This is a genomic window from Deltaproteobacteria bacterium, from assembly GCA_019308905.1.
GTDB lineage: Bacteria > Desulfobacterota > BSN033 > WVXP01 > WVXP01 > JAFDHF01.
Window position 1 is genome coordinate 91,628 of sequence record JAFDHF010000005.1, and the last position, 14,240, is coordinate 105,867.

The 14,240-nt window shown below is 54.9% G+C and carries 12 protein-coding genes; 1 reads left to right on the forward strand and 11 read right to left on the reverse strand.

Annotation, left to right across the window (positions count from 1 at the left end; genetic code table 11):
- Positions 1 to 844: 844 nt before the first annotated feature.
- The 11 genes from JRJ26_03780 to JRJ26_03830 form a co-directional block, all read right to left on the reverse strand.
- Positions 845 to 1,576 carry an isoprenylcysteine carboxylmethyltransferase family protein gene (locus JRJ26_03780; GenBank protein MBW2056598.1) on the reverse strand — a complete coding sequence of 244 codons (732 nt, stop codon included), beginning with the start codon at positions 1,574 to 1,576 and terminating at the stop codon, positions 845 to 847.
- A gap of 324 nt (positions 1,577 to 1,900) precedes the next feature.
- Positions 1,901 to 2,323 carry a hypothetical protein gene (locus tag JRJ26_03785; GenBank protein MBW2056599.1) on the reverse strand — a complete coding sequence of 141 codons (423 nt, stop codon included), beginning with the start codon at positions 2,321 to 2,323 and terminating at the stop codon, positions 1,901 to 1,903.
- Positions 2,290 to 3,984: a glycosyltransferase family 39 protein gene (locus tag JRJ26_03790; protein MBW2056600.1), complete on the reverse strand. Its 1,695-nt coding sequence runs from the start codon at positions 3,982 to 3,984 to the stop codon at positions 2,290 to 2,292. The genes JRJ26_03785 and JRJ26_03790 overlap by 34 nt, the downstream gene beginning before the upstream one ends.
- An 87-nt stretch (positions 3,985 to 4,071) precedes the next feature.
- Entirely contained in the window at positions 4,072 to 5,502 is a 1,431-nt protein-coding gene (locus tag JRJ26_03795; protein MBW2056601.1) for a heavy metal sensor histidine kinase, read from the reverse strand.
- Positions 5,480 to 6,154: a heavy metal response regulator transcription factor gene (locus JRJ26_03800; GenBank protein MBW2056602.1), complete on the reverse strand. Its 675-nt coding sequence runs from the start codon at positions 6,152 to 6,154 to the stop codon at positions 5,480 to 5,482. The genes JRJ26_03795 and JRJ26_03800 overlap by 23 nt, the downstream gene beginning before the upstream one ends.
- A 74-nt stretch (positions 6,155 to 6,228) precedes the next feature.
- Positions 6,229 to 7,194 (reverse strand): dipeptide ABC transporter ATP-binding protein, encoded by a 966-nt coding sequence (locus JRJ26_03805; GenBank protein MBW2056603.1) that lies wholly within the window; start codon positions 7,192 to 7,194, stop codon positions 6,229 to 6,231.
- 7 nt (positions 7,195 to 7,201) lie between these two features.
- On the reverse strand, positions 7,202 to 8,176 hold the full coding sequence (locus tag JRJ26_03810) for an ABC transporter ATP-binding protein (GenBank protein MBW2056604.1): 975 nt from the start codon (positions 8,174 to 8,176) through the stop codon (positions 7,202 to 7,204).
- A gap of 89 nt (positions 8,177 to 8,265) precedes the next feature.
- Complete coding sequence (locus tag JRJ26_03815; protein ID MBW2056605.1) at positions 8,266 to 9,168, reverse strand: ABC transporter permease; 903 nt, start codon at positions 9,166 to 9,168, stop codon at positions 8,266 to 8,268.
- Between the two features lie 15 nt (positions 9,169 to 9,183).
- A complete protein-coding gene (locus JRJ26_03820) occupies positions 9,184 to 10,200 on the reverse strand; it encodes an ABC transporter permease (GenBank protein ID MBW2056606.1) in 1,017 nt (338 codons plus the stop codon).
- 178 nt (positions 10,201 to 10,378) lie between these two features.
- Positions 10,379 to 11,947, reverse strand: coding sequence for an ABC transporter substrate-binding protein (locus JRJ26_03825; GenBank protein ID MBW2056607.1), 1,569 nt, complete (start codon positions 11,945 to 11,947; stop codon positions 10,379 to 10,381).
- 125 nt (positions 11,948 to 12,072) lie between these two features.
- Positions 12,073 to 12,933, reverse strand: a complete 861-nt coding sequence (locus JRJ26_03830; protein MBW2056608.1) for a carbon-nitrogen hydrolase family protein — start codon at positions 12,931 to 12,933, stop codon at positions 12,073 to 12,075.
- A gap of 247 nt (positions 12,934 to 13,180) precedes the next feature.
- On the opposite strand from JRJ26_03830, the gene JRJ26_03835 reads away from it, so the two are divergent.
- A complete protein-coding gene (locus JRJ26_03835) occupies positions 13,181 to 13,756 on the forward strand; it encodes a flavodoxin family protein (protein MBW2056609.1) in 576 nt (191 codons plus the stop codon).
- Positions 13,757 to 14,240: the final 484 nt, after the last annotated feature.

Here is a 14,240-nt window from a genome sequence, read left to right on the forward strand (position 1 = left end):
AGAACCCTGCAGAGTGAGCGGGCCGTGACAGGCCGCCTGCCTTCGATACATGGTAACAAGGTTTGCAGAGTATGCCATTGCCCGGGATTTGTCAATCCGGCAGGGCGGGGTTGGTCCAACACCTATCCTCGGATAGTCCGACTCAGACTGTCCCGCCGCTGTGTCGTCCGTTCGCTTTGCCCGGGGGGCACAAGGAACAGGTGAAGGGCTTTCAGACGAGAGCCGGCGTGTCCGGGGTCGTCTTGTGTCGCTTCCACGAGCATCTCGCAGAATGCTCCCGACTCTTGGTAGGGCATAAATACGACGGAATAGCGTTCGAACAACTACCGTTCCTCTGCAAACAGGCAACTGTCATTCTTCTGTATTGAAAAGCAAGCCTCATCTCACATAGAGGAAATCTCGCTAATGGATACTGTTTTGGAGACAGGGCCAATCTCCAAAATCAACCTTCTATTAGCAGACATATTCTTTTGGATAGCTGCACGATCTTGTCATATTTCAGAGTGTGGGCACGGAGTCCGAGCCGTAGAAGACATCATCTTGCGATGAGCTGCAAGAATGGCATATCCGTTATCCATGTAAAGGATTTATCAGATCGGGTCGTGTCCCCATGCATCTTTAGTGATACTAGTGATTGTCAACATGTTAGTCATCTTTGCATCGATCTTCCACGTTTATCGTGCTTTTGGATAGACTCATGGGGTACTAACCGGACGTGACCGTGATTTGCTTTACTCACGTGATCTTCGCTTGTTCGATGTGCTGGGTTGTATTTGACGAATATCGGTCTTCTCCTTATGGGCGGTTCCTGAAAAAGGCTCGTCGAGAGGCTTTTGCCCTGCATCTAGATAAGGCGTCTCTTTTTCTGCTGTCTCACCAATGTCCACAGGAGTGCGGCCAGGGCGGAAGCAACTAGGAAGACGACCACTTCTCCAAGATCATGGGTGTGGAATTGCACCCAGCCCTCATGGAGGATGTCTTCGTAGATCTCAATGGCAATCGGGGCCAGGGTGGCAGCCAGAAACAGGTCCTTTTCCTTCCTCACCACCTCGTTCCAGTCAAATCTGCGGGCCGGGCGATTCCTCTCTCCCTTACGGATCGCCGGGAGGAGTCGTGGTGTCCTGCGCTTGTATGCGAGACAGGTCTCCCCGAACTGCCTAGTGAGGTGATCTTCTTCGGCCCTTATGATCAGGTTGTAATAGATCAGATAGGCCAACAGAACCAGTACCAGCCATGGGTTCGAAAAGATGACCGTGAGCCCGAGAGCTATTACAAGGTTGCCGAGGTAGAGAGGGTTTCGGACATATGCGTAAAGACCGTCAGTGAGGAGTTCTGAGCTCTTGATCTCTCTGCCCCTTCTTTGACTGATCCCGGCCTTTCTGTAGCCGATTGCCCAAACCCGAATCCACACCCCGCCCAGCATGACCAAGTAGCCTATGATATCTGTGAATTCATCAAACCAATGGGAGCCGAGTGGATAGCGGGGCCGCAGTAGCACGAGTACCGCCAATATGAAGGGGATTTCCAGCTCCCCTCCTCGTCGAAAAAGCCACCGCCCGCATTTCTCAACATGCATTGAACATCCTCCCGGCGGGAAATCTTCTTCGAAGGCACTCGAGCCACCATCCTGATCCATATCTGTTTCCTCCTTTCATATTTCACTGCTCAAGGGCAAACGTGAATGCCATGGGAGAACGCCGGATGATATAGGACCCAGAAGGGGGAACTGGAGCCGATGATCACCCTTACGACTGAATTATAGAAGCTCCGCAATTAACCGGAGATGAAGGAGAGATGAAGATTTCTTCATCTTCGATCAGGCGTCCAGGAGGGCAACGATAGGGGGAAATGAAAGATGGGTGAAGAACATCAGGTGATAACCCCGATGGTTTCGGTCTCCTCAGGAGCTGCTCCTGGCCGGGTGTTGAGACGTCTCAGAGATATGTTGCAGAGGGCGAGGAGGAGGATTTCGAGAATAGGGGGCTTCGAACCGGTAACCGCATTGCCCCCCGGAGAGGGTCACTTCATCGATGTCCCTTTGATCGATCGGGAAGACCTTGCAGACCATTGGCCGGAATCTGTCATAGGAGCTGCAGAGCCCCTGCCGGGTCAGCATGGGACAGACAAAGAGAAAAGAGCAGCACCGGCCGCACTGATGGCACTTTCCCCTCCGGAGCGCCAGTTGTCTCTGAACGTACCCCTTCTTGAAATGAACCAGGTAAAACCGCCTCACCTTCCCGGCCAGATGGATCACGAAGGCCGACTGCCCAATGGTCCTGACCCTCCGGTCTACGGTCTCTCCGAAACGGTTGTCTCGATCCATGACGAATCCTTCTTTACACCCCGGTTCTTTCTGTTTGTAAAGAGCAGGCAGGTACGCCTGTCGCCTACCTTGCGATCGAGCAGGAGGTAAACTCTTCCACTGGAGAAAATCTCCCTCTCGCGGACACCCCTCTTGTCCATGGCGACGACAAATACCGGATCCTCCCTGCTGAGAGTATCCGCAAGAACACGATCGTCACCTATCTCTTCTATATACCTCCCCGTGTAGAAAGGGACAACCCCCCTGAGGGTCTCATCGGGTTTATACCCGTAAAGAGGGGTATCAGCCCCCACAGCCTCCTTGACCTCGCGGCAGAAGGAAGCAAAACTCTTGTAGCGGTCCACCGGCGGAAGGATCCATAAGAGGACGAAGATCAAGAGGGCAAGCACCGTACCGTGGGTACCGATCCAGAATCGGTCCATCTCGGCTTTCCGGAGGAATTTGAGGGTCACACCGGAAAGGCCGATGACCAGAACCGCATGGGCCGCCCAGAGGAAACCCATCTCACTGGAGAGGTAGAAGGTCATAGGACCGAGCACCAGCCCTGCGCCGAGGAGAACCAGGGCCAGGCCCCAGAGGAAGATTCTCTCTCCCCTGGAAGGCGGTCTCGATCGAAGGATGCTCTCGATCCACAAGGCCGTGAGGATCGAAAAGGGGGCGAGAATGGGCAAAAGATAGATTCCTCGCTTGGTTGAAGCCAGGCTCAGAAGGGCGAAACCGCTGACAGACCAGCATTTCATAAAGAGGAGCCCCGGGCCGGATGGAGCAGGGGAGCCCTGGCTCCTGCCAAAGGATCGATAGAGCACCGGCACCAGGAGGATGCTCCAGGGTAGAAAACTCCCCGGAAGGTGGGTGAAATAGTAATAGAACGGCTTGTGGTGTCCTGAGGTTCCTCCGGGAAGGAACCTCAGGAGGTTGTTCTTGAGAAGAAAGACGTCAAGATAAGGTCCCCCCCCTTGGTGCCACAAGGCCAGAAGCCATGGCAGGGAGAGAGCAGCCAGGATGGCAATGCCGATCCAGGGCTGCATCTTCCAGATCTCCTTCAGATCCTTCTCAAAAGCGAGGAATACGAGCACCCCCACCCCGGGAAAGGCGAGGCCTATGAGGCCCTTGGAGAGAAATGCCAAACCGCAGAAGAGATAGAAAAAGATGTAAAAGAGAAGTCTCCGTCCTCTTGCTTGCGAAAGATACGCCGCCATGAAAGAGGTCATGGCCCAAATGACAAAGCATGCCAGGGCACTGTCCACAATCAGCCAGTGGGCCGCCCTGAAATACTCGAAGCTTGTGGCCGTGACGAAAGCGGAAATAAAGCCTACTCTCGGACCGAAAAGCATCGCCGCCAAAAAGAAGACCCCCACCGCTCCTCCAATCCCGAAAACAGCAGAAGGTATCCTGGCCACCCTGTCCGACACGACGTGGAAGACCCTGAAGGTCAGAGCCACGGACCAGAAGTAGAGGGGGGGCTTCTCCAGAAAGGGCTTCCGGTTCAGGGTGGGGACGGCCCAGTTCCCGGTGAGAGCCATCTCCCGCCCGATCTCCGCCACCCTGGGCTCGTCCGGCGTCCACAGGCCGTGGTTGGACAGGCCGAGGGCGAAAAGGGGAACAAGTACCGCAATGAGAAGCAGCCCGTATGCAGTGGTTTTTTCCTTGTAGCCGAACACCGGGTCCCTCCGAGGTTTTTGGCTTCATCATAAGAACCTGGGGATTAATTGAAGATGAAGAGGAGATGAAGATTTCTTCATGTTGGATCAAGAATCGAGAACGGGGAGGGACACGGTAAAGCGGCTCCCCTTTTCCAACTCGCTCTCGACTTCGATCTTCCCATGGTGGGCCTCTGCGATCCAGTAGCATATGCTCAGTCCCAAACCCGTTCCTCCACACTCCCTGTCTCTTGATTTGTCCACCCGATAGAATCTATCGAAAATACGCTCCAGCTCATCCTGTGGAATGCCTATGCCCGTGTCTTTCACCGAGACCCTGGCAAACCCGTTGTCCCTTTGGAGTGAAATGTCGATCCGGCCGCCGGACGGGGTGAACTTCACCGCGTTGTCTATCAGATTGGTGAACAGTTGCTGCAACCGTGTCCGGTCACCCAGCACGCTTGCCTCGTCGATCCGCACCAAGGTGAATTCCACCTCCTTCTGCTCGGCCAGCACACCCAAGAACTCCCAGAGATTTACAAGAAGCTCATCGAGTTTGATTCGAGTCATCTCGAGGCCTGCTTCGTTGGAATCGAATTTGGAAAGGAGGATCAGGTCGTTGATCGTTCTAGTGAGGAGATCCAGCTTTTCTATATGGTTGGCCAATACCCTCTGATACTCCTCCTGGGGCCGCGGTTTGCAGAGGAGCAGTTCCGCCTCTCCCTTCATGGAACTGATGGGGGTCTTGAGCTCGTGGGAGGCATCGGCCGTAAACTGGCTGATTTTCTTGAAGGAACCCTCCAACCGGGATATCATGTCGTTCAAAGTGGTGATGAGGTGGTCCAGCTCATCACCGCTCTCTCCCGGTTTGAGCCTTTCTGCAAGGTTAGATGCAGTAATCCGGCGAGCGGTCTCCGTGATGTATCCTATGGGCGAGAGACTTCTTCTCGCCAGGAACCACCCCCCGACAGCCCCAAGTACCAGTACGATAGGGATTGCCGTAAGGAGGTTATGTGTGAAGTTCCTCAGAGTCTTTCTCATGGACCTCATCTTCATGCCGACCTGAATGATATAATCGGACCTCTTGTCCCTGGTAAGGGGGGAGCTGAGGATCCGAAAGGGGGTCCTCCGCCCGGGCGGGCGGACGGTCTCGAAGTATCCATTGTTCCTCTCAATACGTTGCAGCTTTTCTGGGTTCAAAGGATATAGGAGTTCCGCAAAATTCTTCGAAGCGGCAATGACCCTGCCCTCCCTGTTCAATACTCTGGAATAAATAGGGTAGTATTCCCTGGCAAAGATCCTTCCCTCGTATTTCATGAGCACGGAAGTGAAATCCTCAGGGCTTTCCGAGATTACAGCTGCAAGCTCCCTCGATTCATCGATCAGGAAGCGATCGATCTCTTTCATAAGGTGGTGTTTGAGTCGCAGGTACATGAAAGAGAAGATGATCAGGGTGGTCACCACAAAAGTAAAGATATACCAGAGGGTGATCTTGACATCGGTCCGCCTGTAGAAACTAACCCCTCGCTTCCAGGACATAGCCCACCCCCTTTATGGTATGAAGCAGTTTGGGCTCAAACCCTTTATCGATCTTGTTCCGGAGGTGATATACGTGTACATCGATGACGTTGGTGAGGCAGTCATAGTGATAATCCCATACGCTCTCGGAGATCATGGTCCTGGTCACGATCTCTCCCCTGTTTCGCATCAGGTATTCGAGCAGGGCGTATTCCTTTGGGGTGAGATCGATCCGCTTTCCCCCGCGGGATACCCTGTGGGTCGCGGGATCCATGGTTAGATCCGCGACTGTGAGCCTTGAACCGCCTTCTGCCTTCATCCGCCTGAGAACAGCCCTGACCCTGGCCAGGAGTTCATTGATAGAGAAAGGTTTGACCATGTAATCGTCCGCCCCCAGGTTCAACCCCTTCACGATGTCCCTCTCTCTGTCTTTGGCTGTCAGGAAGATCACCGGTGTGTCCTTGCCCGTCTCCCGGAGGGACTTCAAGATCTCGATCCCATCGATCTTGGGGAGCATGATGTCCAGAATCAGCAGATCATAGGCCTCATGAAGGGCCAGAAACATACCCTCTTCGCCGTCATAGGCCACGTCGACCGCCATGTAGTTTTCCCTCAGCCCCTTTCGGACGAAACGGGCGATGCTTTTGTCGTCCTCCACGAATAGGATTCTCATGGCAGCCTTCAGAGAGACAGGCCCTTGATTGTAAGCCCTGATCCTGTCATCTTCTCTCACCCATGGATTATTTATCACAGAAAGTGGCAGGCGGCAAAGTGATCCCTTTCCACCTCGATCATCTCTGGCGCCTCCCTGTGACAGATTTCCCTGGCCACCGGACACCGGGTGCGAAAGCTGCATCCTGATGGGGGGCTTGCCGGGTTCGGTATGTCTCCCCCAAGGATGGTCCTCTCTGTGGAGACCCTGGGATCCGGGATGGGGATGGCCGACAGCAGGGCCTGGGTATATGGGTGTCTTGCTGCGGTGTAGATCTCTCTACTGGGAGCGATCTCCACGATTTTTCCCAGGTACATGATGGCCACACGGTTTGAAATGTGTTCCACCACGGCCAGGTCGTGGGAGACGAAGATGTAGGAAAGGCGGAACTCTTCCTGGAGCTTCACGAGGAGGTTGATGATCTGGGCCTGGATGGACACATCCAGGGCTGAGACCGGCTCATCTCCGATGATGAGGCTGGGGTTCAGCGTGAGGACCCGTGCGATTCCGACCCGCTGGCGCTGCCCCCCGCTGAATTCATGGGGGAATCTGGTCATGTAGTCGGCTTCCAGCCCGACCTTTTCCAGCACCGCAGCCACTCTCTCTCTTCTTTCAGACCTGGTGCCCATGCCGTGAACAATGAGGGGCTCCTCAACAATGGCGCCAACCGTCATTCTAGGATTGAGCGAGGCAAAGGGATCCTGGAAGATGATCTGGGCTGTCCGGCGAAAGGCCTTTAATTCCTGTTCATTAAACCTGGCAACGTCTCGGCCCTCGAACTTGACGACACCAGAGGTGGGTTCGATGAGCCGTAGGATCGCTCGGCCCAAGGTGGTCTTGCCGCATCCGGACTCACCAACCAGGCCCAGGGTTTCTCCTCTCTTCAGGGAGAAACTCACGCCGTTGACGGCAAAAACGAACCGGGTCTCCTGAAAAAACCCTGTCTTCTTCAGGGGGAAGTGTTTGACCAGGTCTATTACCTCGAGAAGTATCTCTTCCATTCTCGATTCATCGGAAACAGGCAACCAGGTGCCCTTTCTCTACCTCTCTGAGCCGGGGTCTTTCCCTTTCACATCGGTCCATCGCCTCGGGACATCGATCCGCAAACCTGCATCCCGGAATCGTCCGGTACGGGGCTGGAACGACCCCTTTGATCTCCTTTAGAAACCTCTCAGACCGCCCGAGAACCGGTATCGAGTTCATCAGGGCGATGGTATACGGGTGCCGTGGCCTTTCAAAAAGAGAGAAAACATCGGCCTCCTCAACTTTTTCTCCGGCATACATGACCACGACCCGTTGAGCCGTCTTTGCGATGATTCCCAGGTTGTGGGTGATCAGAATCATGGCCATCCCGAATTCCTTCTTCAATCGAAGGATCAGGTCGAGTATCTGGGCTTGAATGGTGACATCGAGGGCGGTCGTGGGCTCGTCGGCGATCAACACCCTCGGACTACAACCGAGAGCCATGGCGATCATGGCCCGTTGCCTCATCCCGCCGCTCAACTGATGGGGGTATTCCTTCATGATTCTTTCAGGAGAGGGGATTTCACAGGCATCGAGCATCTCAATAGACCGTTTTTTCGCCTCTTTCTTGGACAGGTTCTGATGGAGGGTGAATACCTTGGACAGTTGGCTGCCTATGGTGAACACCGGGTTGAGGGAGGTCATGGGCTCCTGGAAGATCATGGAGATCTGGTTCCCCCGGATCTCCCTCATCCTGTTCATGGGGAGATCGAGAAGATTCTGGCCCTCGAAAACGACCGAGCCTGACACGATTCTGCCCGGTGGTGACGGGATGAGACGCAAGATGGAAAGGGCGGTCACGCTCTTGCCACACCCGGACTCTCCGACAACGCCGAGTGTCTCCCCGCGAAACACATGGTAACTCACCCCATCCACTGCTCTCGCTACCCCCTGGTGAGTGTGAAAATAGGTCTTCAGGCCCTCTATGGATAGGACGGGGAGTGAATGGTCTGGTTTCATTGCTTCTGGGAGAAGGCCTCTGTCCTGGCCGGGGTCTGCTCTTTCTTTTGGAATCGCCGTAGAGTCAGACGGACCCGCGGCCCCGGTTCTTATGTCCTCTGAAATCTCCATCGTATCTTGGGATCCATGGCCTCCCGGATTCCATCCCCGAGCAGGTTAAACGCAAAAACCGACACAAAAATGGCCGCTCCTGAAAAGGTCGAGATCCACCACTGGTTCAGGAAGAAATCCCGTCCGTCGCTGACCATGACCCCCCAGTCTGCTGCGGGCGGTTGGGTTCCCAGACCCAGGAAACCGAGAGCCGAAAGGGAGAGAATAATATATCCCATATCGAGCGTCGCCTGGACAATGATCGGCGACAGGCAGTTGGGCAGGATGTGGCGGAACATGATGCGCCATCGGGAAGCCCCAATGGCTCTGGCAGACTCGACAAACTGCATCTCTTTGAGAGAGATCACCTGACTCCGGACGAGACGGGTGTACCAGGGCCACCAGGGTATGGAGATGGCAATCAGGGCATTGAGCAGGTTGGGCCCCAGGGATGCCACAATGGCAATGGCGAGAAGGAGCGATGGAAAAGCGAGAATCATGTCGGCCAGTCTCATGATGATCTCATCCACCTTTCCACCGGAGTAGCCGGCGAACAATCCGAGGGGGACACCAATGGCAATGACGATCAGGACCACGGCAACGGCGGCCTTCAATGAAATCCGCGCACCGAAAATGATACGGCTCAAGATATCCCGGCCAAGGTTGTCTGTTCCCAGAGGGTGCTTCAGGTTTGGAGCCACCAGTCTCTCTTTCAGGTTGGACATGCCCCTTCCCTGGTCCGGGTAGGGTGCCACATGGGGTGCGAGAAGGGCCGTTGCAACCAGAAGGATAATGATGCCCAGCCCAAAGGCGGTGAGCGGGTTCTTTAGAACCAGATTGATGCCCCGCCAGTAATCTCTGGCTCTCGTCAACCGGTTCTGCCTGTTTTTCTCGGTCTCCATGATCGTGATTTCCTGCTACCCAAGGCGGATGCGGGGATCGGCCACTGCAAGGAGCAGATCGACAACCAGGTTCACTACGACATAGAATATGGCGAGAAGAATCGTGACACCCATAATGATCGGATAATCGTTGAGAAAAATCGCGTTGACTGTGTATGTTCCCAGACCAGGCCAGAAGAAAATCAGCTCCACAAAGAACGTCCCTGTCAACATAAAGGCAAAGCAGAGGCCCGCAGTGGTGAGCGTAGGACCAAGGGCATTCCTCAAGGCGTGAACGAAGAGAATCTCCCCCTCGGAAACGCCGATAGCCTTGGCCGTGGTGATGTAGTCTTCCCGGAGGACCTCAAGCATGGTCGACCGGGTCATCCGTGCAATGAGTCCCATGGAATAAGCGGCCAGAGTGATCGATGGGAGGATCAGATGGGCCAGTGCGCTTTTGAGGGCCGGCCAGTTGGCTGTGACCAGAGCGTCGAACACGTAAAAGCCTGTGATCTCCTTGATGGGGTTCACCAGGCTAACCACCGTGTCTATACGACCTCCAATCGGAAAGAGAGCCAGCCATCTGAAAAAAACGATCTGGAGAATCATGGCGAGCCAGAAGGCAGGCAGTGACACATTGGCTACAGAGAACAATCTGCTCAGATGGTCCACCGGGGTGTTCTCTTTCTTCGCAGATATGACCCCCAGGGGAATACCCACCACAAGTGCAATCGTGATCGCACTGATCATCAGTTCCAGGGAAGCCGGTAGATGATCCCATATACCCCGGAGCACGGGGCGATGTGTACGAAGCGATTCCCCGAGATCCCCGTGGACCAGGTCTCTCATATAGTAAGCGAATTGGATGGGGAGCGGCTTGTCAAGACCGAGCTGGACCCGCACTTTTTCCACCTGTTCCGGCCTTGGACGGGGCCCCAGATAGCTCGCTGCCGGATCCGAGGGGACGACCCTCGAGAGCGTGAAAGTGATGACACAGAGCCCCAAAAGGACGAAAACGAGCCAGATCAGGCGTCTTACCACGTAGCGTAACATCAGCCTCTATTTCCTGCAGAAAGACGAAACACTTGAGCAATCCGATCGGCTACCGATCCGGGCACGGCTCCTGAAAGCATGAGAGAGAATCCGGTCCAATCTGTTCTGACCATTTTGAAATAAAGGATGGAGAGCGCTCTTGGAGGTGGCGGGCTTCTCCACCACCTCCTTGCTCGCCTTACTCCTTGTACATATTGTAAAAGAAGGGGACCCGGGGGTAGTTGGGGTTGATGACATAGCCTTTGAGCTCGGCCCTTTTGAATACCCCTCTCTCGATGTCGAAGAGAAAAATCGAGGGCGCATCCTCAATCAGCATCTCTTGGGCTTTGGAGTACAGAGCCTTAGCCTGCTTTGGGTTCGGCGTGCTATAGGCTTCCAGGATCGTCCGGTCAAACTCCGGATTCTTGTAATAGGAGAAGTTCCAGTAGGGTTTCTCCTCGACGTGCCAGAGGCTGTAAAGGGTTTCGTAAGGATCGCTGAAGGTCGGCCACCACATAACCGCTGCCATGTGATGGGCCTTTTCCGGCCCTCCCTTCATCAACTCCCATTGGGCTGTCCAGATCATGGGCCGGATATCTACTTCGATGCCGATCCTGCCGAGCGCCTCTTTGACCAGGGGAGCAAAGGCTTTTTCAGCCGGGTTCTCCGAAGCATAAGTGAACATAAGCCTGTCCTTGATCCCGTTTGGATAGCCGGCCTGAGCCATCAGGCTTTTGGCCTTGTCCAGATCATAGGTGTACTGAAACAGGGTGTCGTCATGTCCGAACTGGCCGTTGGGGACAGGCCCCACAGCCTGCCTCCCAAACCCTGCCACGGAGACGTCGATGATGTCCTTGTAAGGTATGGCATAGGAGACGGCCTGTCTGATCAGCTTGTTGTTGAAGGGGAACTTTGCCGTATTCAGGTGGATGTAGTAGTTCATGAAGCTCGGACCTTTCAAGAGCTCGCAGCACTCTTTGGCGTCAAAGGTCCGGAAGGATTCCGTGGGGATCCTGGTTGCAAGATCAGCCACACCCGCCTCGAGCATCTGCTCGGCCACGGTTGCCTCCTTCACGATCTTGACGACGATTCGCGTGAAATGAGGCCCTTCCCAGCCCTTCCAGTAATCATCGAATCTCCTGAAGATGATCTCCTCATCCGGCTTCCAGCTCTCCAGCATGTAAGGGCCGCATCCGGCCTCCCGGCCCTGATCGAACCACTTCCGGTCGTTTCCGACTGCTTTCGGGCTTATGATCCAGGCTGCGTTTGCCGAAGCGATGATCCGGTCGAACGGGGCCGGCTCTTTCAAGATGAACTGGACCGCATAGTCGCTGAGGGTCTTGATCTCCTTGAGAGGAGAAAAGATGAAGGCAGCCCCCTTGCCCATCTTCATGGTTCGCTCGATGGAGTCCTTGACAACCTGAGCGGTGAGCATGCCCCCGTCGTGAAATTTGACCCCCTTTCTCAGGTAAAAGGTCCATTTCAGACCGTTGTCATCGACACGCCAGTCTTCGGCAAGGCCAGGCTGAAAGGGCTTGTCGCTCCCAGGAGGGCTGACCCAGATCAGGGTTTCGTAGATGTTCGGCATGTAAGAGGATTCTGTTGAATAGGCCGCACTGGGGTCCCATGTGGTGATGCTGTCGGTCGATGCAAATACCAGGATATCCTTGGGCAGTTTGGCTGCCTCGCCGGGAAGGGCCAGACCCATCACAAACAGGGCCGCCACTGCCAGAATAGAGACGGGTTTCAGTATCCTTCTCTTATCCATTTTGTCCTCCTTTCCTGACCAACCGATCTCAGTTTGCCTCGATCGTCAAACCCGGTACGGGGCATATTGAACTCATGGATCACCTCCTTTCTCACACGCAGCCTTGGCGATTCTTCGGGTCTTCTTCAGTCTCCCAACTTCCGATGGAGCTTGAGGGGCCCCAGGGATTCATAGATCCGTCCTTTACGAATCTCTTCCCCATATACGGGGAATCTCTGTTTGAAGTTGCCGAGGTCCTTCCACAGCTGGGAGAGCCCCAGGGTGCCGTACTCCCGAACCCTGGAGACCAGGTCGAGGTCTATCACCTCTGTCATGATCACCTCACGTTGCCCGGAGGCTTGGAGGACTCGTCCTTCAGGATCGACAAAGATCGATTGGCCGATTCCTCCGCCTCCCACCCCATTGACGCTGAGAAAATAGACCTGATTGCTGATAGCATTGGCCTGGGCCAGGACGAGCTCCAGGGATCGATCAGAGGTGTAGGTGGCCGTCGGATTGAAGACCGCCTCGGCCCCCATCCAGGCCAGGGTCCGGACCAGCTCGGGGAACCACTGGTCGTAGCAGATGCAGAGGCCGAATCGTCCCTTGCCCGGGATATCGAATATGCAGAACTCCTCGCCCGCCTCGCTCTGCTCAAGAGGCGCCCATGGGAAGAGCTTCCTGTACCTGGCTTTGATCGCCCCCTCAGGAGAGATGACAATCGAGGTGTTGAAGATCTTTCCCCCGTCTCTCTCGTACATGGATCCGGGAATGAGCCATTTCTCTTCTCTTCTCGCCCATTCACAGAATCGATCGACAGTCGGGTTGGGTATGGGCTGTGCGAGCTCACGGTTCATCCCGGAGACGCATAGTTCACTGAAAAAGACCAGGTCGGCCCACGGGAAAGAGGCGGCCACGCGATCGAGTCTCTCCATCATCTCCGCTGTGTTGTCCTGGCCGTGGACGACCTCCATCTGAATTCCGGCAATTCCTAGGTATCTCGCCATCCTATCTCCTTAATCCGTTTCTTCATTTTACGGAACCTTTTACCAGTCGCCGCTCAACAGGCATCTCACCCCCATATTAGCAGGTCCAGAAATAAAGTCAATTTTTCTTCTTCATTACGGTAACGTTCGAGTGACTTCGGAAGAATTTCTATGATATAAATACCGGTGGACCGGCGGAGAGTTTCGATTCTGCGGTCGATAGCACAACAGAAGGGATCCACGATATTTTTCGGAAGGAGGAGAGTCAATGGGAGGCAAGAGAATCATGGTCGTGGTGGGGAGCCCGCGAAAAGACGGCAACAGCGCGACCCTGGCCAAACAGGTGATCGCAGGTGCCGAATCGGTCGGGGCGGAGGTGGAGAGCTTCTTTCTCCATGGGATGAATATCCAGCCCTGCACCGGTTGCGACGGCTGCCGCGGGGAGAGAGAAAAGGACTGTGTGATCGACGACGACATGGATATCCTGTATCCCAAGCTCCGCGAGGCGGATGGATTGGTGATCGCCACCCCGGTTTACTGGTTTACGGTTTCTGCACAGACGAAGCTGTTCATGGACCGATGGTACGCCTTCGGAGGTGACGACGAGTACGCCGCCCTTTCGGGCAAGCGGATAGGCATCGTTCTCACCTACGGGGATGTCGATCCCTTTGCCTCCGGGGCGGTCAACGCCCTGCGCACGTTCCAGGACGCCTTCAACTATGTCGGCGCCGAGATCGTGGGTATGGTTTACGGAAGCGCCACCGAGGCAGGCGAGATAAAGAACAATCAGGAGCTGATGGAAAAGGCATATGCCCTGGGAAAGCAGCTCGGCTCAGGAGCCTAGAGTCCCGGGGCTGCCTCTGGCTGGGTCTGCAGCAAAATCCCCGAATAATCTTTCCCTAATAATCCAGAGATGCTTGCACCGGCCCTCTCCAGTCGGGAAGTGTGAGACCAGGCAATGTGCATCCCTATCTTCTTTGTCTCTTTACTCTGTTCCACCAAGCCTCAAAGTCCTGATCCCTATTCCACAAGTTATCAAGGTCCTTTTGTGAGTTCAGCCAACCCGGATGGTTCCATCTCCAGCTGTGCTTGCCCTTCCACTCCGTGATGGTAGTCCTTGCACTTCCGTTAAAATGCTTTCCGTCTTTGAGCTCTCCTGAAACGACTACCTCATACTCCTTGCCAGGGGCCGTCTCCAAGGAGGGGGTGATGTCCTATACTTGCTGTAAAAGTGGTTTTAGGGGTTGAGCCTTAGCCAGGATGCGATAAGCTCTGGCAGGCAACAAAGACAAACAAAGGAGGCCCAACCCCATGAAGAAGGTACCACG

Excerpts from the sequence above, each read along its gene's own strand:
- JRJ26_03780 (MBW2056598.1), bottom strand. The coding sequence starts at position 1,576 with ATGCATGTTGAGAAATGCGGGCGGTGGCTTTTTCGACGAGGAGGGGAG.
- JRJ26_03785 (MBW2056599.1), bottom strand. The coding sequence starts at position 2,323 with ATGGATCGAGACAACCGTTTCGGAGAGACCGTAGACCGGAGGGTCAGG.
- JRJ26_03795 (MBW2056601.1), bottom strand. The coding sequence starts at position 5,502 with ATGTCCTGGAAGCGAGGGGTTAGTTTCTACAGGCGGACCGATGTCAAG.
- JRJ26_03800 (MBW2056602.1), bottom strand. The coding sequence starts at position 6,154 with ATGAGAATCCTATTCGTGGAGGACGACAAAAGCATCGCCCGTTTCGTC.
- JRJ26_03805 (MBW2056603.1), bottom strand. The coding sequence starts at position 7,194 with ATGGAAGAGATACTTCTCGAGGTAATAGACCTGGTCAAACACTTCCCC.
- JRJ26_03810 (MBW2056604.1), bottom strand. The coding sequence starts at position 8,176 with ATGAAACCAGACCATTCACTCCCCGTCCTATCCATAGAGGGCCTGAAG.
- JRJ26_03815 (MBW2056605.1), bottom strand. The coding sequence starts at position 9,168 with ATGGAGACCGAGAAAAACAGGCAGAACCGGTTGACGAGAGCCAGAGAT.
- JRJ26_03820 (MBW2056606.1), bottom strand. The coding sequence starts at position 10,200 with ATGTTACGCTACGTGGTAAGACGCCTGATCTGGCTCGTTTTCGTCCTT.
- JRJ26_03825 (MBW2056607.1), bottom strand. The coding sequence starts at position 11,947 with ATGGATAAGAGAAGGATACTGAAACCCGTCTCTATTCTGGCAGTGGCG.
- JRJ26_03830 (MBW2056608.1), bottom strand. The coding sequence starts at position 12,933 with ATGGCGAGATACCTAGGAATTGCCGGAATTCAGATGGAGGTCGTCCAC.
- JRJ26_03835 (MBW2056609.1), top strand. The coding sequence starts at position 13,181 with ATGGGAGGCAAGAGAATCATGGTCGTGGTGGGGAGCCCGCGAAAAGAC.